22 protein-coding genes and 2 pseudogenes are annotated in these 23215 nt (G+C 70.5%); 17 read left to right on the forward strand and 7 right to left on the reverse strand.

Annotation, left to right across the window (positions count from 1 at the left end):
- Window positions 1-30: 30 nt before the first annotated feature.
- The 3 genes from ACFWNV_RS15150 (at window position 31) to ACFWNV_RS15160 (ending at window position 2657) form a co-directional block, all read left to right on the forward strand.
- Entirely contained in the window at window positions 31-468 is a 438-nt protein-coding gene (locus tag ACFWNV_RS15150; protein ID WP_383946063.1) for a hypothetical protein, read from the forward strand.
- A 189-nt stretch (window positions 469-657) separates the two neighbouring features.
- Window positions 658-1737 (forward strand): hypothetical protein, encoded by a 1080-nt coding sequence (locus ACFWNV_RS15155; protein WP_383946066.1) that lies wholly within the window; start codon window positions 658-660, stop codon window positions 1735-1737.
- A gap of 20 nt (window positions 1738-1757) precedes the next feature.
- The gene (locus ACFWNV_RS15160) at window positions 1758-2657 is read left to right on the forward strand and encodes a hypothetical protein (RefSeq protein WP_383946068.1); all 900 of its coding nucleotides are present in this window, start codon (window positions 1758-1760) and stop codon (window positions 2655-2657) included.
- A 332-nt stretch (window positions 2658-2989) separates the two neighbouring features.
- Here the strand turns inward: ACFWNV_RS15160 and ACFWNV_RS15165 are convergent, their stop codons facing one another.
- The 3 genes from ACFWNV_RS15165 to ACFWNV_RS15175 form a co-directional block, all read right to left on the reverse strand.
- Window positions 2990-4405 (reverse strand): sensor histidine kinase, encoded by a 1416-nt coding sequence (locus tag ACFWNV_RS15165; RefSeq protein WP_383946071.1) that lies wholly within the window; start codon window positions 4403-4405, stop codon window positions 2990-2992.
- Window positions 4406-4460: 55 nt separating this feature from the next.
- Window positions 4461-5138: a response regulator gene (locus ACFWNV_RS15170; protein WP_383946073.1), complete on the reverse strand. Its 678-nt coding sequence runs from the start codon at window positions 5136-5138 to the stop codon at window positions 4461-4463.
- A gap of 419 nt (window positions 5139-5557) precedes the next feature.
- Window positions 5558-6097, reverse strand: a complete 540-nt coding sequence (locus ACFWNV_RS15175) for a winged helix-turn-helix transcriptional regulator (protein ID WP_383946076.1) — start codon at window positions 6095-6097, stop codon at window positions 5558-5560.
- A gap of 100 nt (window positions 6098-6197) precedes the next feature.
- Here ACFWNV_RS15175 and ACFWNV_RS15180 point away from each other — a divergent pair, with 100 nt between their 5' ends.
- From ACFWNV_RS15180 to ACFWNV_RS15190, 3 genes are all read left to right on the forward strand, one after another.
- On the forward strand, window positions 6198-7595 hold the full coding sequence (locus ACFWNV_RS15180; RefSeq protein ID WP_383946078.1) for an MFS transporter: 1398 nt from the start codon (window positions 6198-6200) through the stop codon (window positions 7593-7595).
- Window positions 7596-8248: 653 nt separating this feature from the next.
- Window positions 8249-8962: a hypothetical protein gene (locus ACFWNV_RS15185; protein WP_383946080.1), complete on the forward strand. Its 714-nt coding sequence runs from the start codon at window positions 8249-8251 to the stop codon at window positions 8960-8962.
- A 494-nt stretch (window positions 8963-9456) separates the two neighbouring features.
- Window positions 9457-9909 carry a hypothetical protein gene (locus tag ACFWNV_RS15190; RefSeq protein ID WP_383946083.1) on the forward strand — a complete coding sequence of 151 codons (453 nt, stop codon included), beginning with the start codon at window positions 9457-9459 and terminating at the stop codon, window positions 9907-9909.
- 200 nt (window positions 9910-10109) lie between these two features.
- Here ACFWNV_RS15190 and ACFWNV_RS15195 read toward each other — a convergent pair whose 3' ends face one another.
- The gene (locus ACFWNV_RS15195; protein ID WP_383946085.1) at window positions 10110-10241 is read right to left on the reverse strand and encodes a hypothetical protein; all 132 of its coding nucleotides are present in this window, start codon (window positions 10239-10241) and stop codon (window positions 10110-10112) included.
- Between the two features lie 76 nt (window positions 10242-10317).
- On the opposite strand from ACFWNV_RS15195, the gene ACFWNV_RS15200 reads away from it, so the two are divergent.
- A complete protein-coding gene (locus ACFWNV_RS15200; protein WP_383946086.1) occupies window positions 10318-10860 on the forward strand; it encodes a lipocalin/fatty-acid binding family protein in 543 nt (180 codons plus the stop codon).
- Between the two features lie 260 nt (window positions 10861-11120).
- Here the strand turns inward: ACFWNV_RS15200 and ACFWNV_RS15205 are convergent, their stop codons facing one another.
- Window positions 11121-12068, reverse strand: coding sequence for a zinc-binding alcohol dehydrogenase family protein (locus ACFWNV_RS15205; RefSeq protein ID WP_383946088.1), 948 nt, complete (start codon window positions 12066-12068; stop codon window positions 11121-11123).
- 164 nt (window positions 12069-12232) lie between these two features.
- Here ACFWNV_RS15205 and ACFWNV_RS15210 point away from each other — a divergent pair, with 164 nt between their 5' ends.
- From ACFWNV_RS15210 to ACFWNV_RS15245, 8 genes and pseudogenes are all read left to right on the forward strand, one after another.
- Window positions 12233-12634, forward strand: a complete 402-nt coding sequence (locus ACFWNV_RS15210; protein WP_383946120.1) for a MarR family winged helix-turn-helix transcriptional regulator — start codon at window positions 12233-12235, stop codon at window positions 12632-12634.
- A gap of 342 nt (window positions 12635-12976) precedes the next feature.
- Window positions 12977-13254: pseudogene (locus ACFWNV_RS15215) on the forward strand (DUF4436 family protein); the annotation flags it as partial.
- Between the two features lie 24 nt (window positions 13255-13278).
- Window positions 13279-13497, forward strand: a pseudogene (locus tag ACFWNV_RS15220) (hypothetical protein); the annotation flags it as partial.
- A 331-nt stretch (window positions 13498-13828) separates the two neighbouring features.
- Window positions 13829-15013 (forward strand): hypothetical protein, encoded by a 1185-nt coding sequence (locus ACFWNV_RS15225; protein ID WP_383946091.1) that lies wholly within the window; start codon window positions 13829-13831, stop codon window positions 15011-15013.
- 587 nt (window positions 15014-15600) lie between these two features.
- Window positions 15601-17472, forward strand: coding sequence for an FUSC family protein (locus tag ACFWNV_RS15230; protein ID WP_383946094.1), 1872 nt, complete (start codon window positions 15601-15603; stop codon window positions 17470-17472).
- 39 nt (window positions 17473-17511) lie between these two features.
- Window positions 17512-17910, forward strand: a complete 399-nt coding sequence (locus ACFWNV_RS15235) for a FadR/GntR family transcriptional regulator (protein ID WP_383946097.1) — start codon at window positions 17512-17514, stop codon at window positions 17908-17910.
- A 566-nt stretch (window positions 17911-18476) separates the two neighbouring features.
- Window positions 18477-19985: a DUF4246 domain-containing protein gene (locus ACFWNV_RS15240; RefSeq protein WP_383946100.1), complete on the forward strand. Its 1509-nt coding sequence runs from the start codon at window positions 18477-18479 to the stop codon at window positions 19983-19985.
- Window positions 19986-20355: 370 nt separating this feature from the next.
- Complete coding sequence (locus ACFWNV_RS15245; protein WP_383946103.1) at window positions 20356-20682, forward strand: hypothetical protein; 327 nt, start codon at window positions 20356-20358, stop codon at window positions 20680-20682.
- A 290-nt stretch (window positions 20683-20972) separates the two neighbouring features.
- Here ACFWNV_RS15245 and ACFWNV_RS15250 read toward each other — a convergent pair whose 3' ends face one another.
- Window positions 20973-21638, reverse strand: coding sequence for a hypothetical protein (locus tag ACFWNV_RS15250; RefSeq protein ID WP_383946106.1), 666 nt, complete (start codon window positions 21636-21638; stop codon window positions 20973-20975).
- Between the two features lie 158 nt (window positions 21639-21796).
- On the opposite strand from ACFWNV_RS15250, the gene ACFWNV_RS15255 reads away from it, so the two are divergent.
- Window positions 21797-22096, forward strand: coding sequence for a hypothetical protein (locus tag ACFWNV_RS15255; RefSeq protein WP_383946109.1), 300 nt, complete (start codon window positions 21797-21799; stop codon window positions 22094-22096).
- Window positions 22097-22344: 248 nt separating this feature from the next.
- Window positions 22345-22521, forward strand: a complete 177-nt coding sequence (locus ACFWNV_RS15260) for a hypothetical protein (RefSeq protein ID WP_383946112.1) — start codon at window positions 22345-22347, stop codon at window positions 22519-22521.
- A 213-nt stretch (window positions 22522-22734) separates the two neighbouring features.
- Here the strand turns inward: ACFWNV_RS15260 and ACFWNV_RS15265 are convergent, their stop codons facing one another.
- Complete coding sequence (locus ACFWNV_RS15265; protein WP_383946115.1) at window positions 22735-22956, reverse strand: hypothetical protein; 222 nt, start codon at window positions 22954-22956, stop codon at window positions 22735-22737.
- Window positions 22957-23215 lie beyond the last annotated feature (259 nt).

Below are 23215 nucleotides of genomic sequence, written 5' to 3' on the forward strand. Positions count from 1 at the left end.
GGGTGGGTGTGCAGGTCGTGGCGGCGGGCTGTGTGGCTGGCACCCGCCGAGTTGGTGGTGGCGGTGGCCGCGTACTACTTGGTGAAGATGGCGCAGGGGGAGTTCCGGGCCTTCGACATGACGGTGGGGTACCCCGAGCAGCCGGATCCCTTGCCCATCGACTGGGGCGGCTTCCTGACGAAGTCGGTGGCGTGGTGGGTGGCGGCCTGCATCTTCGGCCCGCTGCTGGCCTGGGCCGGTACTCAAGCCCGCCGGCCGCACCTCGGCGGGCTGGTCTTCCGGCTGGTGGTTCCGCTGATCGTGATCGTCGACATGAGCCTGCGCCTTCCCGGCAACCGGGAACTCGACGGAGCCGTCACCATCGACACCTGGAGCGTCATGCGGATCGCAGCCGTCGTCGCCTGCGCCCTACTGACGGCCTGGGCCCTGCACACCACTCACCGAGCCCGCCCGACCGTCCGCACCTGAACGAACCCCTCCGTCGGGAGCGAGGAGCGGCCCGACGGCGACTGCGAGCCCGCCGGCCACGCCTACGCGGTCCCCTACCGGATCCAGTCCGACTCCACGGTTCGCCCCGGCCCTGGGCGGATGAAGGAGCGGCTGACTCCGTAGCCTTCGTGGTGGCAGGAGTGGGCCAGGGCGTGGGAGGAGGCAGTTGTGGCGGATGCTGGCCAGAGCTGGGAACGGCGTAACGAGCTCGCCTACGGGATGGTGGCGTGGCGGCGGGCCGTGATGACCTGCGGGGCGCTGGTGGTATGGCACACCGGCTACGACAACCGGGCCGACCCCGGCCCGCGGGGGCCGCGTCCGGGCCGCCCCGACGCCCCCGACGTCGCCGAGTTCAACTCCGTGTGGATGCGCGTCGTCGCGGTCCTGGCGCTCGCGGCATGCCGCGCCGCGCGTGAGGCGGACGTCCTGGTCGACGATGTCGAGCTGCCCGCCTTGTGTGCCTGGGTCGACGGCGCCCACACCGACCGCCTGCACCAAGGGCCGCTGGAGACCGGGGAACGGCGCGAGCGCACCGAGGAGGGCTGGCGTGAACTCGTAGGAGGCGAGAAGCGCCGGCACCGTGCGCGACAGGTGCTCGTCGATCACCTTGCGGCGCACCTCGCCGACGAACGGGACCTCGCAGACACCCGCGACGGGACCGAGCAGCTCCCGTTGACGGTCGGGGACCGGGCACGCGTGGTCCGGGCAGCGGGGATCCCGGATCTCGAGCCGGAATGGGCGGGCGCGCTGTCCTATGCCCGGGCCCGGATCGAACGGCTCGAGCTGGCCCTGCGCGGCGGACTGTGGACCCCCACCCACGAACACCGCCGGTTCGCGGGGATCCTGCACCGCACGCTGGTCGCCGAGCCGGACTTCCCGAGTTTGCCCGCAGGGGTGCCGGGCCCGGCCTGGGTGCAGCGGGTGCTGCGGATGCCCCACATCAGCTCCACGTACCTCGCCCTCACCGAGCTGCCCGAGTTCGTGGCGTACGGCCCGAGGGGGGACGCCGGAGACCCGCTGGGCAATGCCGCCGGCTCCGTCGCAACCAACGCGGTGGACGCGACGGCGAAGACGGCAGTCGACCTCGAAAGGCTCTGGGCGGCCCGCCCCGTGGATCAGCCGGTGGCCCGGTGGGAGCGGGCGCACGTGCCCGCACCGGTCCGCACGCAGGTCCTGGCCGTCGAGCAGGTAGTGCAGGAACTGGCCACCGTCCTCTTCTCCGTCGCCCACCCCGACGCCGGGCAGTGACGGGCCGCGACACTGCGGGCATGACAACCTTTCCCGACGGAAACTTCACGATCGTCAACAACGAGACCGGCCGCTGTGTCCGCGTACGGCTGGGCAGGACCAAGGACGTCAGCGACTGGAAGGCGGGCACCAAGTACCTCCAGCACGTCACCGAAGAGGCGACTCTGGAGCTGGGCGAGCCGGACGGCACTCCGGCGACCGCCTGGTGGTTCAGCACCATCGACGACGCGGCAGAGCGCCGGCCGTTCCACCAGATCGTCAGCCACGCCGTCGGCGAGTACCAGAACATCGGCAACCACTGCGTATGGCTGGACATCCAGTCGCACCCCACGGCCGAGGACCGCAAGCGCGCGGCCGACCAGTTCCGGCACAAGCTGGACGACATGCCCCTGGACCTCAAGAAGAAGCTCTACGAACTGCTGCCCGCGGCGTTCAACGCCGAGGCGGAAGCCGAGTTGGGGGCCGGCGCGAGCCTGTCGGAGAAGCTGGAGCTCTGGCACGGCTACTGCGCCTCCCTCAGGTTCCCCGAGCACCACGTCGAGGAGGATCCGGAGGGGGTCGAGGCCGCAGTGTCCTACATGGACGCGGCGGCAGAGGAAGGGATCCACCCGCCGGCCGTCGAGTCCGACAGGACGTCGACGAGGATGTACGGTTGCGGTGCGAGCCGTGACAAGGGCAGCACCTACCGGTGGGCGTACGACGGCACCCACATCTACGGCGCGGACAGCGAGACCGTCCCGGCGGAGCGGACCTACTGGACCGACGAGGGCGGCTACCTGGTCGGCGAGACCAAGGGCGGCCCCGGCCAGACCTGGACCCTCACCGCTTGGAAGCCCGCCCCCCGGACCCAGTCCGACCCGGTGAGGGACATCGCGCTCACCGGCCTGTTCGGCCCCCTCGCCGGCCTCTTCGGCAGCTGACATCCGCACCACGCCCACCCCCGCAACGCAGTCGCCGGGCACGACCGGTGCCCGGCGACTGCGCCGGCGGAAAGCAGCGAACCACCCTCAACGGCCTCGGTTTACCGTGCTGTGAGGTACGGACCTCCGGACGCAGGGTGAGGCGCGCCGCGGCCCCCGCGATCCGTGTGGCAGGCACGTCCGCGAACAGCCACGCCAGCAGCGGAGTGGTGCTGCGCAACCGGGACACCTTCGCCCCCCGCCGGCTCGCCTCCCTGGCGCAGGAGCCGGTCGCGCTCAGGACCGTCACCTCTCCGTTGAAAAGTCGGAGCGGTCTTGTCCCACTCAGCGCCTCACTGCCCAAGGGGAAGACCGGCGATGAGGAGGGCTCCCGACGGGTTGGGTGCCGCGTGCAGGTTGCCGCCGTGCCGGGCTGCGATCTCGCGGGCGATGGCCAGGCCCAGCCCGGTGCCGCCGGTGTTGCGGGCGCGGGCGCTGTCCAGGCGGGTGAAGCGTTCGAATACCCGCTCGCGGTCGGCAGGCGGGATGCCGGGGCCGTCGTCCCGTACCTCGACCCGGGCCAGGCCGTCGGCGCCAGAGGTGACGGTGATGTCCGTGACCGTGCGGGCATGCCGTGCGGCGTTGTCGAGGAGGTTGCGCAGCAGCCGTTCCAGTTGCACGGCGCTGCCGTGGACGACGACCGGGTCGTCGGCGTAGAAGGTGAAGCTCAGCGTCTGGTGGATGCGGAGGTGACGGAACTCCTCGACCAGGTCGTGGGCGAGCGCGGCGAGGTCGACGGGCGTGCCGGCCGGTTGGGCGGCGTCGTCCAGCCGGGCGAGCAGGAGCAGGTCGTCGGTGAGGCGCTGGAGCCGCTCGATGTCGGTGAGCGCGTCCCGTACCGTCTCGGGCCAGTCCACCTCCTCCGGGTGGGCGAGGGATGCTTCGAGCGAGGTGCGGAGGTTGGCGATGGGGCTGCGCAATTCGTGGGAGGCGTCGGCGATGAAGAGCTTTTGCCGGGTGACGCCGGCGAAGACGCGGTCGAGCGTGACGTTGATGGTGCGGGCCAGCCAGGGGACCACCGTGCCGATCTCGGAGACCGTGATGCGCTGGTCGAGGGCGCGGCTGGTGGTGATCTCCTGCAGTTCGCGGTTGAGGGTCTCGATCGGGTCCAGCACCATACGGGTCGCGGCCCACGCGGTGGCGCCGACGGCGACACCGCCGCCGACGACGAACAGCCAGTGGGTGAGCGCACGCGTGGATTCGTGGAACTCACTGCTCAGGGCGATGAACCAAACGCCCAGGGCCACCAGCGCCGTTGCTGCGAAGAAGGGGAGCAGGACGCGGGGCGTGCGGTCCCGGTCCGCGGGCGGAGCGCCTTCCTGCCGGGACGGCGCGGTCGCCCAGGTGGTGGCAGCGACGAGCAGCCCGGGGACCGCGACGGCGACGCTCAGCCCCAGCCACGGCAGGTAGGAGTGCATCTCTTCTCTGCTGAACCCGACGACGGTGGGGAGCCAGCGCGCGTTGGCGAAGGTCACCAGCAGGGCCGTCGCGGCGGCGACCGTCACCGCGCCCCGGTCGCGTCCGCTCCCGCCCAACTTCCAGGTGGCGGTGGCCACGAGGGAGGCGGCCAGCAGTGCGCCGGGCGCCGCACCCGCTTCGACGAGCGCGAGAACGCCGAGGAGAAGACCAGAGTCCGCGCCGTCCGACGGCGGCGGCATGAGACCCAGCAGTCCCAGCAGTACAAGGGCGGCCAGGCCCGCGCCGAGCACGGCGAGGGTGCTGAGGCCCGCTACCGCGGCAAGTCGGTTCCGGCCTGCCCGGGCGTCACCCACCGTCGGCCGCCAGCCGGTAGCCGCCGCCGCGCACCGTCTCGATCGCCGTGCGCCGGAAGGGGGCATCTATCTTGCGCCGCAGGGAACTGATGTAGACCTCGACGATGTTGATGTCCCCGTCGTACGACGCGTCCCACACGCCGTCCACGATGTCCATTTTCGGGACGACCTCGCCCGCCCTGCGGGCCAGGCACTCCAGCACCGCGAACTCCTTGGCGGTGAGGGTGATCCGATGTTCGCCGCGTCCGCAGGCCCGCGCGGCGGGATCGAGCCACAGGTCGCCCAGGCGCAGACGGGTGCGCGTCCGCGGGCCACCGCGACGCAGCAGGGCACGGAGCCGGGCTTCCAGGACGATGTAGGAGAAGGGCTTGGCGAGGTAGTCGTCGGCGCCGGTGTCCAGCGCCTCGGCCTCGTCGTACTCACCGTTCTTCGCGGTCAGCATGAGGATCGGGGTGTCGACGCCGTCGGTGCGCAGCCGGGCGCAGACCCGATAGCCGTTCAGGCCGGGCAGCATGATGTCGAGGATGATCGCGTTGTACGCGTCGTCTCCCGCCATCGACAGGCCGGTCCTGCCGTCGTGGGCAACATCGACTGCGTACCCGGCGGCCTCCAGGCCGCGCTTGAGGGACGCGGCCAGCCGCTCCTCGTCTTCGATCACCAGCACTCTCATGGTCGTCAGTATCCACGGGACGCGACGACCTCCCTGAAATGATCTTCAGGGAACTTCAGCCCACTTTCAGCAGGTCAAGGGCGCATTCCCGTCCGGACCATCCTGCGGTTCATGAGGGTGACGACGACCGGATGGGCGGGGTGGTGATGCCGGGCAGGCAGCGGAGGATTGCTTACGGGACACTCGCGGGGTCCTCCCGCAAACCTGCGCCGGGTGAGCCCTGCGCTTCGGGTACACGGACGCGGGGCTGGTCGAGGCTGGTCTTGTCGCCGGCGGCTGGGGCCGTGGCTACGGGGTGGCCGCGTTGCCAGGCCGGGAGTAGCCGCCGCCGGGCCACGGCTACCCGTCCGTGGGGATTCCGGGGGCACCGGCGCACCGGCCAGGGGGTGGTGGGCGGATGCCCGTGATCGCCGCTGGGCTCAAGAGCCCAGGATCGGTCCGGCCCGATCCCATCCGGGCGCGCGCACGTCGATCGTGAGACTTCCCGCCCCGACCTCCTCGCCACAGGTCCGGCACGTCGACGTCAGATCCAGGTCGTGATCGGCTTCGTGATCTGCGCCGTGCTCGGAGCCGGGCCCGCCGCGATGCCGGAAGGCGACGGGCGGAGTGTCCACCGCCCAGCGGTCACCCCAGGCCAGCAGCGCACGCATGACCGGTGCGAGATCGAGGCCGGCCTCTGTGAGGTGGTACTCGAAGCGCAACGGGCGCTCGCTGTAGGCGCGGCGCTCGACCACGCCCGCCTCTTCCAGTGCGCGCAGCCTGGCGGCGAGGCGGTCGCGGGGGGCACCGGTGTTGCGGACGATCTGGTCGAAGCGCTGGTTGCCGTAGAAGATCTCGCGGATCGCCAGGAGGGCCCAGCGTTCGCCGACGAGTTGCAGCGTGGCGGCCACGGAACACGGCCGACCGGGCACCTCGGGGTGCGGGACCGAGCTCTCGCCCTGCTTCTTGTTCGCGGTCATGTCCCCATCCTCTCCCGAGTCCGTTGCGTTTTCAAACCCACGCGGCTAGCCTCCGGCCATGATAGTTGGAATTTCAAACTCACCACGGGCGTCCCGAGCCGTGTTCGCAACGGTCACGGCCGCGGTCTTCATGTCGAACCTCGACCTCTTCATCGTCAACGTGGCCCTCCCCGAGATCGGCCGCTCGTTCGGCGGCAGCGGCCTCGGCTCCCTCTCCTGGGTCCTCAACGGCTACGCGATCGTCTTCGCGGCGCTCCTCGTAGTCGCCGGCCGAGTCGCCGACCGCTCCGGCCACAAACCCGTCTTCCTGACCGGACTGGCCGTGTTCACCCTCGCCTCGGTCGGCTGCGCCCTCGCTCCCGACGTCGGGACACTGGTCGCGGCACGGCTCGTACAGGCCGCCGGGGCCGCGCTGCTCATGCCGACCTCGCTCGCGCTGCTGCTCGACACCACCGCGCCCGAGAAGCGCGCCGGGGCCGTACGGGCCTGGGCGTCGATCGGCGGGATCGCCGCCGGACTCGGGCCGGTGGCCGGCGGGCTCCTGGCCGAGGCCGGATGGCACTGGGTGTTCATCGTCAACGTGCCAGTGGGGATCGCCGCGTTCGCGCTCGGCGTCAAGGTGCTGCCGTCGTCCGGACGCGCCAGGGTGCAGAAGACTCCACTGCCCGACCTCTTCGGCGCCGCCCTTCTCACCGGATCGATCGCAGCGCTCGCCCTCGGCCTGGTCAAGGCTCCCGACTGGGGATGGACGAGCGCCGGCACCCTCGGCGGACTGGCTGCCGCGGTGCTGCTCGGCGTCTGGTTCGTCCTGCGCTCGGCCCGCCACCCCGTACCGATCGTCGAGCTGCCGCTTCTGCGAGTCCCGGCGTTCGGATCCGCCGCGGCCGCACTGACCCTGTTCACCATCGCGTTCGCCGGAATGCTGCTCGGCGCAGTGTTGTGGTGCCAGGGCGTCTGGGGTTACTCGGCTCTGCGCACGGGCCTGGCCATCGCACCGGGCCCGTTGCTCGTACCGCCGGTCGCCTTGCGGATCGGGCCCGCCGTCGCCAGATTCGGTGCGGGCCGCATCGCGCTGGCGGGGACCGTCCTGTTCGCGGCCGGCATCCTGTGGTGGGCCGCAACGCTCGACACCGGATCCGCCTACGCGGCCTCGCTCCTGCCCGGCATGCTGCTGACCGGCCTCGGCGTCGGCATGACGCTCCCGGTCCTGACCGGCGTGTCGGCGGCTGCGCTGCCGCCGGAGCGCTTCGCGACCGGCTCGGCCATCACCTCGATGGGCCGCCAGGTCGGCGCGGTCCTCGGCGTCGCGATCCTGATCGGCATCCTCGGCACCCCGGCCCCCGGACAAGCCGTCATCGCGTTCCAGCACGGTTGGTACGCGGTCGCCGCGGCGTCCTTGCTCGCGGCGTGCGCGACGGTCCCGCTCCTCCGCACCCCGCGACCGGCCGCCCCCAAGGTGGCCGCCGGCACAGAGGCGGCGAAGGCCGGCACCGCCTGAGGAGCGAGCCCCGTCCAACCCGGATGAGCTCGCCCGTGCGAATCGGAGGTTCGCTTCCCAGTCCTGCACGGCGTCGCCGAACTCCCGGGCCAGGAGCACCCGCCACCTGGATCACGCCGGTTCCAGGAGGACCGCAGGCAGGGTGCCGCTCACGATCGGGTCTTTCCGTAGCGAGAGCCCGAAGAACTTCTCGACGACGCCCAGCGCGGTGCGGTGTACTTCCCTTTCGCCTCGCTCCGGGTCCGGGAGTCCGGCAGCGGTGAGCAGCTCTTGCAGGCGGGCGGCCGTCGAGGGATCGCCGTCGACCCCCTGGTAACCCCACGAAGCGTCCAGGTACAGGTTGCAGGAGCTCAGCAGGCTGCCGTCGTGGAAGTACTCGAACTGCGGCGGGACCGGCTTGCCGTTCCCCTCCTCGTATTCCAGGAGGCAGATGTGCGCACCGTCGCGCGAGACCGGTGCCAGCGGCCCGAACTCGTACGGCCAGCCACCGTACTCGACCGCGTACGTCCACTCCCCGGCGTCTCCCAGTCGCAGGCCGATGCCGAGGGTGGATCAGACGTCGCGACCGCCTCCGAGGCTGGACGCCGTTTGATCATCATCGGGAGTAACTGCCAGGATCACCTGACGATGCGACAGCCTTACGGGCTGGTCCGATGAACTCGGGGGAAAAGGCGCTGCAGTTGAGGTCCGGCATTCGGTTGATGGCGGCGGTCCTGATGGTGCTGGCGTCCTTCGCCGCCGCCTGTGGAGTCGGCGGCTCCGATCCGACTGGCGAGAAGCGGCAGACCGGCGACACGTCGGCAGCAGGCGCCGGCGCGGGCACTGGAGAGGGTTCGGGCAAGTCGAAGGGTGGCAAGGTGGACTTCGACACCGTGTTCAACACCGAGGACCGGATCCGGCAGGCACTCCCCGACCCGGGGGCGATGAAAGGCTGGGAGCCGAAGACTGGCCGCGCGAAGCTCCAGGAGCAGCCCAAGTCCGCGGCGGAGTGCGGTCCGGACACGCATTGGGACTGCACTGGCATCGCGGACGGCTCGGTGAAGTTCGAGGCGGCCGGCGAGAACGCCTACTTCGACATCCAGGCCTATGCCGACAAGAAGGCCGCCGAAGCTGCGTGCGGCAAGGAGAAGGAGTGGTCGGCCAAATACGCCAAGGCGGAGGTGGCTTCGGTCCCCGGCGTCGAGGGGCACGCGTACTACCGCAACGCCGGTAGCTTGGACGGCCTCGACCTCACCATGTGCCTGGGCACGATCATCGCCCAGGTAAGGGTGGAGGACGCGGGAGGCAGCTCTCTGGACCCGGCCACCGTCAACTCCTTGGCCCAGGTCTTCGTCCCCCGTATCCAGAAGGCTGCCTCAGCCTCCTGAGCCACGCCGAGGGGGCACGAGAGCATCGGTGTCCGCCGTCACGGTCCGACGCCGGACACAAACAAGCGGACCTCCTGGAGCGATCTTCTGAGTCGGCCCAGGGAACGGGGTGGCCCGACTTGAGTGAGAGTCAGTCAGCTGGCTGCAGCTGTCGGCGTACATCTGAATGTGCGCGGCCAGGTACGGCTTTCGCTACTGTGTGGTTCCAAGATCAAGTGGGATGGCCTGGCGGGCAACCACGGTGCAGGGGGCGGCTGATGGAGAGCGATGGGCGCATACGTCTCATCCGCTGGGTGCGAGGCGGCTTCGCCGTGGCTTGCAGTGGGCTTCTGGCTGCCTGCGGAGGCTCAGGGCAATCGGACAGGTCCGCCTCGGATGTAGGAGTCACGCCCGGTACGTCCGCCACGGTGAGCCAGCCGTCCGCCGCGTCCGTCGATTGGTTCGAGGCTCGGGGGTCGGTGCTGTCCGTGAAGGCAGGGCCGTATCCGCACTCGGTGCAGATCGTGGACGCCCTGCTCAGCCCCGACGCACCCCAGTCCCCGGCACCGCAGGGCCTGACGCACGTCCAGCTCCTCCTGAAGGTCACCGGCGCTCCGGGGCGTCCCATGAAAGCCCCGCACCCCCAGGCCTACTGGGTGGTCCAGTACGACGGCTGCAAGGCGGCCCAGAAGGCCGATACCAAGATCAGCTGCGGCAGCATGGACGACGGGGGCCAATACTTCACCGCGGAGCAGATGCGCGCCCAGGACTACAGCGCAGGGGTATACAACCAGTTCGGAGACCTGAAGGCTGACACCGCGTACTGGATCCGTGCCTGGCAGCTGGTACCGGAGAAGGCCGACCTCTCTCGTGCCCAGCTGTGCGAGGGAGTGCGCAACGGGGTCCCGGGCAACTGCATTCCGCTCGGTACTGTGCGCGGTGACGGGGCGGATAGCCCGGCGGGTTGAACCGTCGTCGGTCGGGCTGTGATACCCGTGGAGCACCCCGCGCAGACGGGCACGTAAACGTGTACCCACCTGTGCACGTTCGGGTGTACGCCGACAGCAGCGGGCTCAGCAAGTACTCGGATGCATTGCGGTGAGGCTCCGCGACCGCTCCCCAAGATCTGCGCCAGAACCCGAGACCCACCAGCAAAGCCAACCGCGCTCTACCGGGCGGGGGCGCCGAGCCGGCCTCCGATGTCATCGCCGTGCCGGGTCACCCCGGGGACGATCGCGGTCAGGCGGGCGACGTCGGTGAGGACCTGGTGGAGGTAGGCGTGGCGCCGCTGCCAGTCCACCGCCCGGCCGTTCTCGCCCGGGTTCCAGTCCGGATCGCGTGCGGCGAGCGCTTCGGCTCGCCGGCATCCTCGGCGCGTGCAGCTCCGCCCACCGCTCCGCGCCCAGCTTGTCGGCCCGCCGCGGTCCCTGCACGCCAGGTACTGGGAAGGTGTCGGGGCCGGGCCGTCGCGTTCCTGCTTCCGGTACTGCGGCGTGGGCCCGGTGGGCTGGCTGAGTGCCATCGTCGGTAAGTACGAGCTCCTGTCCGACCCCAAGGACAAGGCGTATGACGCGTTCCTTGAGGCGGCGGGGGTGAGCGATGCCCATCGCGAGGCGTTCAGCATGGTGAGCCCGTCGGCGGAGATCAGCAGTGCGGGTGGCCAGTGGAGCGTCAGGACGCTGTCCGAGCTGGTCAACGAGGAGGCCCTGTTCACTTCCGGGGCCGAGACCACGACACGGTTCTTCGGGACCGACGCGGTCTCGGTCTTCACGGTGGAGGGCAGCAACAAGCTGGTCCACGACTTCACGGCGGCCGGGAAGGCAAGCCGGACCGTGTCCGAGTTCGCTGCCGACGGGATGACGGTCACCCTGTCCAGCCAGGGCAAGACCGCGGTTCGGAAGTACAAGCGAGTCGCCTGAGCGATCGGGAAGCGTCAGGAGCGCCGCGGCCGGGCCATTGCGGCGCGGCGCGGCGCGGCGCAGTCCGCCGCCCTCGCGATGCGCCTGCCGCTGATGGCCGGCGCCGTGGTCCTGGCCGGCCCGCGGGGCTCTGGCGCCCCGGGACCGCGCCCCGGCTGCGTCGCCTGCTCCAGGCCCCGCGTGCGATGTGCCGGGTTGATGTCAGCGGCCTGGCGGCAGTGACGGGCTGTCAGGCAGTCGTGCTCGTACTGGTCGTGTGGTCAGGCGACGCGGAGGATGCTCTTGCCTCGGGTCGTGCCCTCGGCGAGGCGTTGCACGGCCGTGGACACGTCGCCGAGGGCGTACTCGGCGGTGATGTCGGTGCGGACCTTGCCGTCAGAGATGAGGTCGAGTGCGCGGCGGGCGCTGTCGGCGAGCCGTTCGGGGTGGGTCTGGCTGAGCAGAACGCTGTTGTAGGCCAGGAGCGATTTGCCGAGCGTGAGCAGGTCGTTGGCGTCGGCCAGGACGGGTTCGTAGGTGGAGAGGTTGCCGTACGCGACCAGACGGCCGTGTGCTGCGAGCTGGTCGAGTCCGGTGCGGCGGGTTGCACCACCGACCGGGTCCAGGACTACGTCGAACTTCTCTTCGCCGAGCCCGGTCGGAAATTCCTTGCGCAGCAGGATCTGGTCGTACCCGAACTGCGCGGCGTAGTCGGCCCTGTCGGCAGTGCCGACCACACCGACGATCCGATCGGCCCCGGCCAGTCGGGCGAACTGGCCGGCGAGGGTGCCGACCGAGCCGGCGGCGGCGTGGATCAGTACGCGCTCACCGGGCCGTACATGTGCGGCGGTGTTGATCAGGTCGTAGGCCGTCGGTGCGCCCCACCCGAAACCTGCGGCCGTCCGCAACGGCATGTCGCCGACGCCCAGCGTGAGGATGGCAGGAGCCAGGACCACCTCGGCGTAGGCGCCGGCCATGGTCAGCGCCGTAACGGACTCTCCGACACGGGTCGCATCGACGCCCTCGCCGACCGCGCTGATGTGTCCGGACGCTTCGAAGCCGGGGACGAAGGGGCGCGGCACGGGGAAGTGACCGTCCCGGACCATGGTGTCGCCCCACTGGATCCCGGCGTAGGCGACCCGTATCGCCACCTGGCCGGGGCCGGGGGTGGGCTCGTCAAGTTCGACGACCCGGTAGTGGTCATTGGTGTCGAGAACGACAGCCTTCATGGTTACAGCCCCCTGTGTTGACTCAGTATCCTTATAGTCGAGACAGTATCTATGTAAGGTTCCTGAGTCAACTCATGAACCTGTTCATTGAGTGGGAGTGCCCAGTGGAAGCCCCGATCGAGAACGACCTCTGCACCCGGATCAGGCGTTCGGAGCAGGCCTTGATGGCGCACCATGAGGCAGTACTGCGTGGCTACGGTCTGACCATGACGCAGTACACCGTGCTGTTGGTCCTCGTGCGCGAAGGCGGCCTGTCCGGAGCCCAGTTGGCCCGGTCCTGTGGAGTGACGCAGCAGAGCATGAGCAGCGTGCTGACCAACATGGAGACTAAGGGCCTCATCGGCCGCGAGACGTCCCCCGTGCACGCCAAGGTCCAGATCGCCACTCTCACCGACGAGGGTCAGGCCCTGGTGGACCGCGCCTACCAGGAAGTCATCATCCTTGAGCGCGCACTCACCGACGCGTTCACGCCTTCCGAACACGCCTCGCTCTGCGAACTCCTGGAACGCGCCACCACCGTCCTGGTCCAGCAGACGCGCCACGCGACAGCCCCCCGCACCAACTGAGCCACCAGCCACCAGCCACGAACCGATCGTCCGTCGGCAAGCCGAGCAGGACGCCGACAAGGCCGACCGAGTGCGGCCCCGCCTCCGGGATGTGCCGTCCTACGGCATCCCGGGGTGGCCAGTGCTGCTGGGCCGTGTCGGCCCGCCGTCTCGCGCCGAAGTCCCGGCTGTCCCGCAACCTGCTCATGGTCGCCGTGGTCCTTCTCGCGGCCCTGGTCGGGGTGGGGCCCTACTACAACGAGCGATCCGCCCGGGAGCGGTCGTACAAGGTCGGCAGTAACGAGGTGGACCGGGCGGAGGTCACCGCCACCGTGCAGAAGGTCGACCCCGTCGCGCGGGGAGATGACCCTCTGCGTCCTCGTTCTCCCTCAGGGTCGGCTCCACGAGCCCGGGGACCCCTTCACTCCAGCCGTGGACATGCGGGTGAGCGGCAGTTCGCTGATCCAGGGCGACATCACGCTGGAGGCGGGGCACCGGACCAGCTTCCAGGACATGAAGGTCTCCCTGGACGATTCGTCCGTCTCCGACTACCCCTTCGACCGGTACACCACCAACATCGGCTTCGCCGCCGAGGCCGGTGGCAAGCCGGTGCCCGTCGGCCTTGCCCTGCGGGACGCCAACGCGGCCTTCAAGCCCTCCGCCCCGGCAACCCGCCGATCGGATCGCTCCTCGACTACGTGGGCACCTTCTGGGCCGAAGCCGTCATCGCACTCTGCCTCGTCGCCGTCGCCGTCGCCGTCACCGCCGCCGACATCCGCGCCGAGACCCAGCAGTACACCCACGAAGTCCCCGAAGTACTGCCGCCCCACGGCGACGACGAATACTCCGACACAACCCATACCGACACCGGATCAGGACACTGACCACCCTCCTCAGTCACGGCGACTGCAGACGGACCTTGTAGTGACGGGCGCGGTGGCCGTCTCCGGCCCGGCCGGGATCGATATCGACGACATGATCCCGCTCGCGGAACTCCACGACTCCGAGTGGCCGTTGCGGACGCGAGCTCCGGTTCCCGAGCCGCTTGCCGGTGCCGACGCTGTCTCTCTACATTGAGCCGGTTTCGACAGACGTATCTTGAGCTGCGAGAACACGACGAGGAGCAGGGGTGCGGGCGTGGATACGGGTGCGGGCAGTAGGGCGGATGGTGACTCCGCGCTGATCTCGGCGGTTCGGGCGGGAGACGCCGCCCTGGTGAAGAGTCTGCTGCGTGAGGACAGCGACTACTACTCCGGTTTGCGGGAGGCCGCGTTCAGCCTGGCGGTCCGGATGCACGCCGGGGATATCGCGCAGCTGCTGCTCCACCACGGCGCCGACTCAAGTCAATGCCGGCCGGATGAGCTGGTGGCACTGCGCGACGCGGTGGACTCTGGTTCGCCCGCGCTGGTCGAGGCGCTCCTGGACCACGGGATTCGGGCCAGGTACCCGGAGTCCGAGCTCCTGGAGATGCGGGAGCTCGCGTGCCGCTGGCATGAGGCGGGGGTGGAAGCCGAGCTGCGGCGTCGAACGGGTTCCTCGGATCAGCTTGTACGCACCCAGGTCCAGGATGACGAACACGACACCGTCAGTGAGTTCGCCCTCGGGGGGATGTCCGTCAGGAACGGGCACTCGGCGATCCTCACTGACGTGGAGGAGCTGCTCGGCATCCGTGCCTCGTTCGAGGAGCTGATGGCACGCGCATTGGCCCACGACCCGGACCACTCTGCATGGGGACGGGCCGTCCTCCTGCTCGCGGGCCGGCGCGACCACGTGACCTGGGAGGCTGCCGCGGCCCTGCGTACACATCCGGAGCCGTCCCACAGGTTGTTCGGTGCCGAAGTGTTGAGATTCACCCATCTGTTTGACGACAGGGACGAGGACGCGTTCGCCGCCCCCGCTCTTGAGATCTTCACCGAATGGTCGGCCGACGAGACGGACCTGGCTGTCCTCACCCGGGTACTGGGCGCGCTCGGCCAGCACGCCGATGTGCGTGCGGAGGCGACCCTGGTGGCCTATGCCGACCACGCCGATGCCGGTGTCCGACGCACGGTGGCAGACGGATTCGGCACGTCACCTGAGCGGACATGCTTCCCCGATGATGTCCGTAAGGCGTTGTTGGTGCTCATGACGGACGCGGATGCGACGGTGCGGCGGCACGCCTGCATCAAGGTCGCAGAAAGCAGAGACCGCGATCCTGTCCTCGCGCATGCCATGGCCGCGCTGCTGGACGACGCGGACCGCGAGGTCCAGGTCGTCGCTGTGCACGGGCTCGCCCACCACGACGACGAACGGTGTGTGGAAGCGGCACGTCGACTCGGGCCGCCGCAGCCCGGCTCCCTTGAGGAGGAGGACTACCTCTTCTCGGCCCGGCGCTACGAGTGGCGCCGCGACGGCCTCTGACCCACCCGCCCGGACCCGTCCGCTGCTCATGAACCAAAAATCCCGCACGATTCGAATGACGCTCCCCGCCGGCTGGCTGCTACGCCTGGACGACCGAGCGGCGCCGCCGGCACGCGAACGACCTCGGATCCGAGGTGACGCTCGTCTGCGTGACTTTCCGCTCGAACCGGCAGAAGTCCGACCAGGACACGGCCACGTGGATGCCGAGCATTGGGCGGACGTGGCGGACGCTCCGTAGGTCGCCGACAGCCTGCTGTCGGTGATGGGCCCGGTCCGTCGTGATGGCCGCAGCGGCGGACGCAGCCGGGATGGCGGTGGCGGTCGCGGTGTCGGTGCTCCGCTCGGGGGCGCAGGATCAGGCCGAAGGGCCCGGGTGGTTGCCCCATACATGCAATACAGTGTTATTGAACAACGTTTTCATTATGGGTTGTCTTGTCGCCGGCTCCCGGCGGCCTTCCGGCGGTCGGCCGGCACGGCGAAACGAGGTTGTGATGTCCCGGTTCAGTTCTGTCACCACGGCCGTTTCGCCGCCGCCCTGGCTGGTGCGTGCGGTCCGTCCGCGTACGGCGCGTCCGCCGTGGCCCGCGATGGCGCGTTCGGTGGTCGCGCTGACCGTTCCCGCCGCGCTGGCAGTGGTCACCGGTCACTACGACTGGTGGGTGCTGCTCTCGATCGGCGCCATCGGGGCGGTGCTGTGCGACACCTACGACGCCTACCACCTGCGGTTCCTGAACATCGCTGTGCCGCAGGTGGCCTCCGCGGTGGGATGGGTGCTGGGGGCGCTGGTCGTAGGCCGGGGCTGGGTGGTGGTCGCGACGATGGCCGCGGTCGCCCTGGGCTCCGGGGTGGTGAGCGCGATCGGGCCGGTGTCCTCGCTGGCGGGGATGCTGTTCCTGCTGATGGCCGTGATCGGTGCGGACACCCCGATGCCCGGCCAATGGTTCCAGGCCCCGCTCCTGCTGATGTCGGGCGGCCTGGTCGTCTGCGCACTGTCCCTGCTCGGCTGGCCGCTGCGCCGCCGGGCCCCCGAGCGCCTGGCCGTCGCCGCGGTCTACCGCTCGGTCGCCGACACCCTGGACGCCGCCGGCACCGACCGGTGGAGTCCGGCGATGACCACGGTCACCCGTACGGTGAACAGCGCCCAGGACCTCCTCCTGCTGCGCCGCACCCGCCACCCCGACCGCGATCCGCACTTGCGCGCCCTGCTGGCCCAGCTCCAGGCCGCGACCCCACTGCTGGAAGCCCTCCCCGCCGCACAGCGCGCCGACCGCGCGGTCACCTCCGAGGCCTCCGCCGCCGTACGCGCCCTGGCCCGCGCCATTGCCGCCGACCAGCCCGCCCCGCCGCCCCGCCTGGCCCGCCACGGCGGCGAGACGGAGGCCCTGGACGCGGCGCTGCGACACGCGACCGGCGTCCACGCCGGCACCGACGACACCGACGGCACTTACCACCAGCACCACCACGCAGCGGCCCCCGCCGTCGGGTGGACCGGCCGGCTGCGCGAAGGCGCCCGCGACCTGTTCGCCACCCCGGCCGGCCTCCACTACGGGCTGCGCCTGGCCCTGTGCATCGCACTGGCCGAAGCCCTGGTCACCGTGGCCGACCTGCCCCGCTCCTACTGGGTCGCCCTCACGGTTACATTCGTCCTCAAGCCCGACGCCGGATCGGTCTTCACCCGCGCCCTGCTCCGGGCCCTCGGCGCGACCGGCGGCGCCCTGGTGGCCGGACTCGTCCTCACCGTCGTGCCCCGTGGCGGGTGGGAGCTGCCCGTCATCGCCCTGGCCGCCCTCGCCCTTCCCCTGGCCTCGGCCCGCAGTTACGCCCTGCAGACCAGTGCGATCACCATCCTGATCGTGCTCTTCACCGACATGATGGGCCACCAGGGAAGCAGCCTGGTCGGTGCGCGCATCATCGACACCCTCCTCGGCGTCGTCATCGTCCTCACCGCCGGCTACCTCTTCTGGCCCGTCGGCTACCGCACCCTCACCGGCACCGACCTCGCCCAGGCCCTGCGCGACACCGCCTCCTACGCCGAGCGGATCACCCCCGGCGACCGGGACGCCACCCTCGCCCGCTCCACCGCCCGCCGACGCGCCTACCGCAGCCTGGCCGGCGCCCGCACCACCTTCCAGCACGCCCTGACCGAACCGCCCCCCATCAGCACCCACGCCACCACCCGCGAACCCCTCCTCCAATGCCTCCAGCACGCCCTCGAATCCGTCACCGCCACCGCGACCCGTCTCGACCACGGCGCCACCCCACCCCCACCCGCCGACATCACCGCCGTCGCCGACGCCCTGCGCACCCTCGCGGGAGCCCTCACCGGACCCGGATCCGCCGTCGCTCCGCGCGCGCCGGCCGACCTCCCCGACGACAGCCCCCTGGCCGGCGCGGCCCTGGAAATTCGTACGGCCTTCACCACTCTGGCCGCCCCCGACGCGAAGGCGCCCTCCCGGTGAACACGGGAACGCAGACCACCGGACCGGAGGGATGAAGCGGTGTCGACGCTGTTGCGGCGGACCATCGAACGGATGCGGGACGCCATCGAGAGCGGCGAATGGCCCCTCGGCGGAAAGATCCCGATCGAGCCGGACCTCGCCGAGGTGCTCGGCGTGGGTCGCAACACCGTCCGGGAAGCGGTTCACGCCCGTTGCCACACCGGCCTGCTGGACGTCCGGCAGGGCGACGGCACCTACGTCCGCGCGACGAGCGAACTGACCGCTGCCCTCGAACACCGGCTGGACGGCGCCGCGACGACCCATCTGCTCCAGCTCCGTGAGGCCCTGGACGCTGTCGCCGCTCACGGCAATCCCCTCGTCAGCGATCTGTACGCGAGTGTCACCGCGGCGATCCAGGCCCGCGCCCGGGACCGCCTGGAACGTGGAAGCCCGGAGTGACCCACGGAACATGCTCGCCGACGACGCGAGTCCGGCGTCGCTGCGGTCCTACGCCTATGAGTCGTTGGCGTGGGTCCGGTTCTTACACGCGGTGGACGTGCCGTGATATCTCGCGAGCCGGGTCGAGGCCCGTGACTTCGCACTGTGGCTGAAGACCAGGAAGAAGCCGCCGCGGCAGCGCCGTCCCGAACCGCCAGCACCAGCCTCGGTGAACCCGATCACGGCGAAGGCCGCGCCCGGCGTTCCTGCACCCACCCACCTCCGCACCAGCCAGGCACCTTTGCGCGCAACGCGCTCGCCCCCCAACCCCGCCGCCGCACTCCTGAGTCGGTACGGGCCCAGTCGCGAGCTGCCGTACTGGTTGGTCTTCGACGCGCCCCAGTACGACAGCGATGGGGACGGCCCCTATCGCAAGGCCTAGATCCGGGGTCGGTACCTCAGGGACGATCCAGAGAGCGAGGTCCTGGGGATGCGCCCACCCCCTGCAACCCTTCCCCCTGGCTGCGTTGTCAGTGGGCCGGGCTATTCTTCCGGGCACCGCACACCGACCGTGAGGACCACCAGAAGTGACCGGCCTGTCCGCCTTCCCGCTGCCTTTCCAGACCTCCCGTTCCCGGGCGTTCGCGACACCCCGGACGCTTCGGGAGCTGCAGATGATGGAGTGCAGCTCGCACCTGCGCGCCAAGCCCGCGTGGTTCGACAAGATGAAGGACGCCGACATCGTCGCCAGGTGGACGCAGGAAGCGCTGGAGCAGGGCCTGACCGAAGCCCAGATGCGCTACGTTCTCGCCGAGCTGGGGCACTACGCCGCGTTGCGGGACCCGCACACGGGCATTGAGGTGTCCGCGGTCGACGGAGTCTGGCAGTCGGACACCCTCGTCGACGAGGAGCTCAGGTCCAGGCTGCGCGATGCGGTACGGGTCCTGGAAGAGGTCCCCGAAGCGGAGCGCGACTGGCATCCCGGATCCGACGGCCAGGTGCTGGATCTCGTACACCCCTCCCTGTTCTGCCTGGTGAGGGAAGCGAGCGGAGGTCCCGAGCGGGCCTGGCAGAACCCGACGAACCACTACTCGAAGTACGAGTTCTCGGAGAGGTTCCAGTGGCTGCCCACGGACGTCGACGTCACTGACGACGGCGCCGTCGCCTTCCGCTCGTACGTCAACAACGTCCACCCCGACGAGCATCGCGCCCTGGCGAACGTCCTGCCGGACGTGCTGGCGCGCCTGCGCCCGCTGTTCGAGAACGTGCTCACCGATCTGCGGCACCCGCGGCCCCTGCGGATCGAGGCCGATCCCTACAGCTGGTACGACTCGGAGCCGGAGTATCCGATCCGGTCGGCCTACAGCGACGACGCGGCCCACATGGACGCCCGCGATGCCTGGGAAGCGGCCTATGAGGCCTGGCGGGAGGACCGCAGCCCGATCGTCCCGGACGCCCCGGCCTACAGCCCGCCCGCACTGCCCGACGCCTCCACCCGGGTCGACCTGCGCGGCCGCCGGCTCCAGGTCATCGTCAAGCTCGCCACCCTCCACCTCTCCCCGGACCAGCCCGAGTACCCCGGCGGTTCCTGGCACGTCGAGGGCATGCTGAACGAGCGGATCGTATCGACCGGCATCTACTACTGGGACAGCGAGAACACCACCGAGAGCCGACTGGGTTTCCGGGCCGCACTCGACGACCCGCACTACGAGCAGAACGACGACGCCGGACTGCGCGAGGTCTATGGCCTCCAGGACGAGGACGCGCTGAATCAGCCGCTCGGCTCGGTACCGACCCCGGCGGGCCGCTGCCTGGCGTTCCCCAACGTCCTGCAGCACCGCGTCGACGCGTTCCGCCTTGAGGACCCCACCCGCCCGGGACACCGCAAGATCCTCGCGTTCTTCCTGGTCGACCCGGCGGAGCGGATCGTCTCGACCTCCGACGTACCGCCGCAGCAGCCCTGGTCCGACTCGTCGACCATGACCCTGGAGCAAGCGAAGTCGTACCGCGAGGAACTCATGCGGGAAAGGAAGTTCTTCGTGGACGAACACAACGAGCAGCTCTACGAACGGGAGTTCTCCCTCTGCGAGCACTGAGCCGCGGGTCAGCCACCTGCTCGACGCAGCGGAAAGCTTGGACGCCGAAGGTCCATGAAGCGATTCGGCAGAAGAGCTGCAGCCAGGGCGCCGAGCATCTCGACAGCTGTGACACCCGCGCAGTCGTGCTGGAGCGCTCGGGCAGGAACGTGAAGCGCGATACCGCGTGCAAGGCCGCCTCCGGCACGCGGGTTTCGGTGTACGGCGGGGGCACGGTCACCGACGCCGGCAAGCTCACCGTGGCCCCTGTCCGGCGCCGCAGGGTCGCATTTGAGCCAGAGGGTTCCGTTTTTCCTCGTGCGGCCCCGCTCTGCTTCTAGCCTGAAGCGGCACGCATCACCGTAAAAGCAACCGATCGGAAGGGACTCCCATGCGCGACCGCAAGAAGATGCCCTGGCTGCTCACGGCGCGGCTGCTCCTCGCGGGAGCGGCCGTCGCGGTGCCCGTCACGTTCGCCACGCCGGCGAGCGCCGCCCCGCACGGCTGTACGTGGACGAAGCCGGACCACGCCACCGCGCGTTCCACCTGTCACTACGGACCCGGTCAGCAGCGCGTGGTGATCACGTGCCTGGACGGTGTCAACGGGTACAAGTACACGTTCTACGGCCCGTGGGCGCAGTGGTACCAGAACTCGCAGGTCTCGTGCGCCGCCGCGTACAGGCAGAACATCTCGTACGTCACGGTCGAGGTCCGCTGACCGCCGGTGGTGGCGGGGGTGAGCGGGTGTCCCCGGCTCGGGGACTGTTGTCCGGCCGCGGGGACCGAGTGGCGCTGCCGACAGGGATGCCGGCCGACCTGGGCGACGCCGGACTTCACCGCGGTCGAGCTGTTCAGGACTGCGGCCAGGAGCACGGTGGACCGACATGCCGTCCCCGGCAGTACTGAGGCCGCTGACCGTGATGCCGGCCTGGTTGCGGCACTCGGTACAGCGCGGATTGCCGGCCAGGGCGCCGGGACGCTGGAGGGGGGCCGCCCTCGGGCGGGCGTTCACCGTCCTGTTGGCCTCCGCGGTCTCCGGTGTCGCTTCTCGTACGCCTCCCGGATTCCGCCGGCCAGCCCCAGGAGCACCGCCACCACGACTGCCACCTCGGCTGCGGTGCGCAAGCCCTGGTCGTGGACGTCCCCGGCAGCCCGCGGGGAGACCTTGCCCTGCGGGTCGTGCACCACCGCCAGCAACTCGCCCTCCTTCGCGAGCTGCGAGGGGGTGTCCAGGTGCTCCGGGCCGCCCGCGGGACAGTCCAGGCGGTGGTCGTAGGAAGTCCGGGTCGTGGAGGTCCAGTGGCCCTGGCCGTCCATGGAGGACTCCGTCTCCGTGTGCTCGGTGACCTTCAGGACGGTGCAGCTGATCTCGACGCCCCGGTCCTCCAGCGCGCTGTGCCCCACGGAGGCAAGTGCCAGGATGGCGCCGAGGCCGGCAGGGAGGGCGGACATGGCGATGAGCGCGGCTCCGCGCCGCGCGGCGAGGGCGGCGTGCACGCCGAGCAGTACCAGCGGGAGCAGCAGCCCGCCGAGGAAGAACCCCCAGTCGCCCAGGGACCCGTACGCCGACTCCCAGGCAACCCCGAACGCCAGGGCCGCGGTCAGCGGCGGCACGGCCAGCGCCACTGCGGTCCGCCAGAGCCCGCGCGCCCATCCCCCCTGACAGCCCGCCATGCCCGCCTCCCCGTGACCCGTACGCGTGCCCTCCAGGTAACCGCGAAGGCGCGGGCACGTAAAGGGCGAGGCTGCGGCAGACCGGCCGGCGCGGGTGGGCGTCCATGGCCGGGCCGGTATCTTCTTGGGGAACGGCCCCCGCCGGTTTGGAGAAGCCAGTGATCCGAGACCTGTACAACGTTCGGGTGCAGCCCGAGGAAGGCAGCTCCACGCCGCTGACCGAGGAGGAAGAACAGCGTGCAAGAGCGGTTCTGTTCAGTGACCTCGGCAACGTCATCGCCGAACGGGGCTGGGTCCGGTTTCCTGCCTACTCCCCGGAGGAGCGTCGCCGACTGGTCGATGTCGCCCACCGTCTCAGTGCCCATTGGGGGCAGCAGGTGTTCGTCGAGGCCGAAGACGAGTGCGCCATGAAGCTGTATCTCGCCGGAGATGGAGCGCAGCCTCCGCTGTTGCGGTAGCGGTGACCAGCCGGCGACTAGTGGATCATGGTGACGGCAGCGATTCGGGTGCCTCGCATCGGTCCAGGACGGCCCCGGCCGCGACCCGCCCCCACACGCAGGCTGTCCGCCCGGCCGAACACGCCCGCATCGTGGCCACGCTGGCGCCGTGGTCCTGAACACTCTGTGGCGCTCGGGCACCCTGGACCGCACCCCGCTGCACCCCACCGCCGCCCGCTCCCGGACGCGTACCGGTCCTCGCTTGTTCGGTGGGGGCGAAGGCTTACGAGGAGCGCTCGATGCGGCTGTCGAAGGCGATCGACGAAGCCGCCGCCGACGGTCGGCCGGGGGAGCTGTCGGCGTTTGAGCGGATCGTCCTGTACGGGGCGGTCGAGCTCCCGGGCCGGGAGTACCCGCCGCGGGGCCATGACTACCCGAGAGCGTGAACCGGACACCGGATCGCGCCTGCGTGTCGGCGGGGCCCGGCACTGCGCGCACCCTCACCCGCCCTGCGCCCGGCGCCCGAGCTCGCGGGCGGCTGCTCGCCGCCCAGGACGCGGGCGCCACCTCAGCGCGGCTTCATGCCTGCCCAGGGCCTCCTCGTACCCACGAAAGCAGGGCCGGCCGGCTTCGGCTTGTCGCCGTAGCCGGCCTCTTGCTCACTTGGCGATGGGGATGCAGACCACGCGCACCACGATGTCGTGGTCGGCGGAGTCCTGGTTCAGGACGACCACGCCCCACCCGGTGCCGTCGTCGGTGGGGCCGCTGGCGACGGTTTTCAGCATCGCGGCCGCGTTGTTGATTTTGGAGCCGCCACCTGTGAGGGCCTGGCCGGCCGGGCACTTCAGCTCGAAGTACTGATTCGTGCCGTCCGCCTCCACCGTGTACGTGGCCGACAGGACCGTGGTCGGGCTGGTCGGGCCGGCGGGGCCTGTCGCCCCGGTGGCCCCGGTGGCCCCGGTGGCTCCGGTGGCTCCGGTGGCCCCGGTGGTTCCAGGTGCGCCGGTCGTGCCGGTCGTGCCGGGGGTGCCGGGAGCTCCCGTCGGCCCGGTCGGGCCCGGTCGGCCCGGTGCTCCCGTCGGTCCGGCCGGCCCTTACTGTCCAGGGGCTCCCGTCGGGGCTGTCGAGCCCGTCGGTCCG

It is taken from the genome of Streptomyces sp. NPDC058401 (assembly GCF_042722885.1).
Taxonomy (GTDB): Bacteria; Actinomycetota; Actinomycetes; order Streptomycetales; family Streptomycetaceae; genus Streptomyces.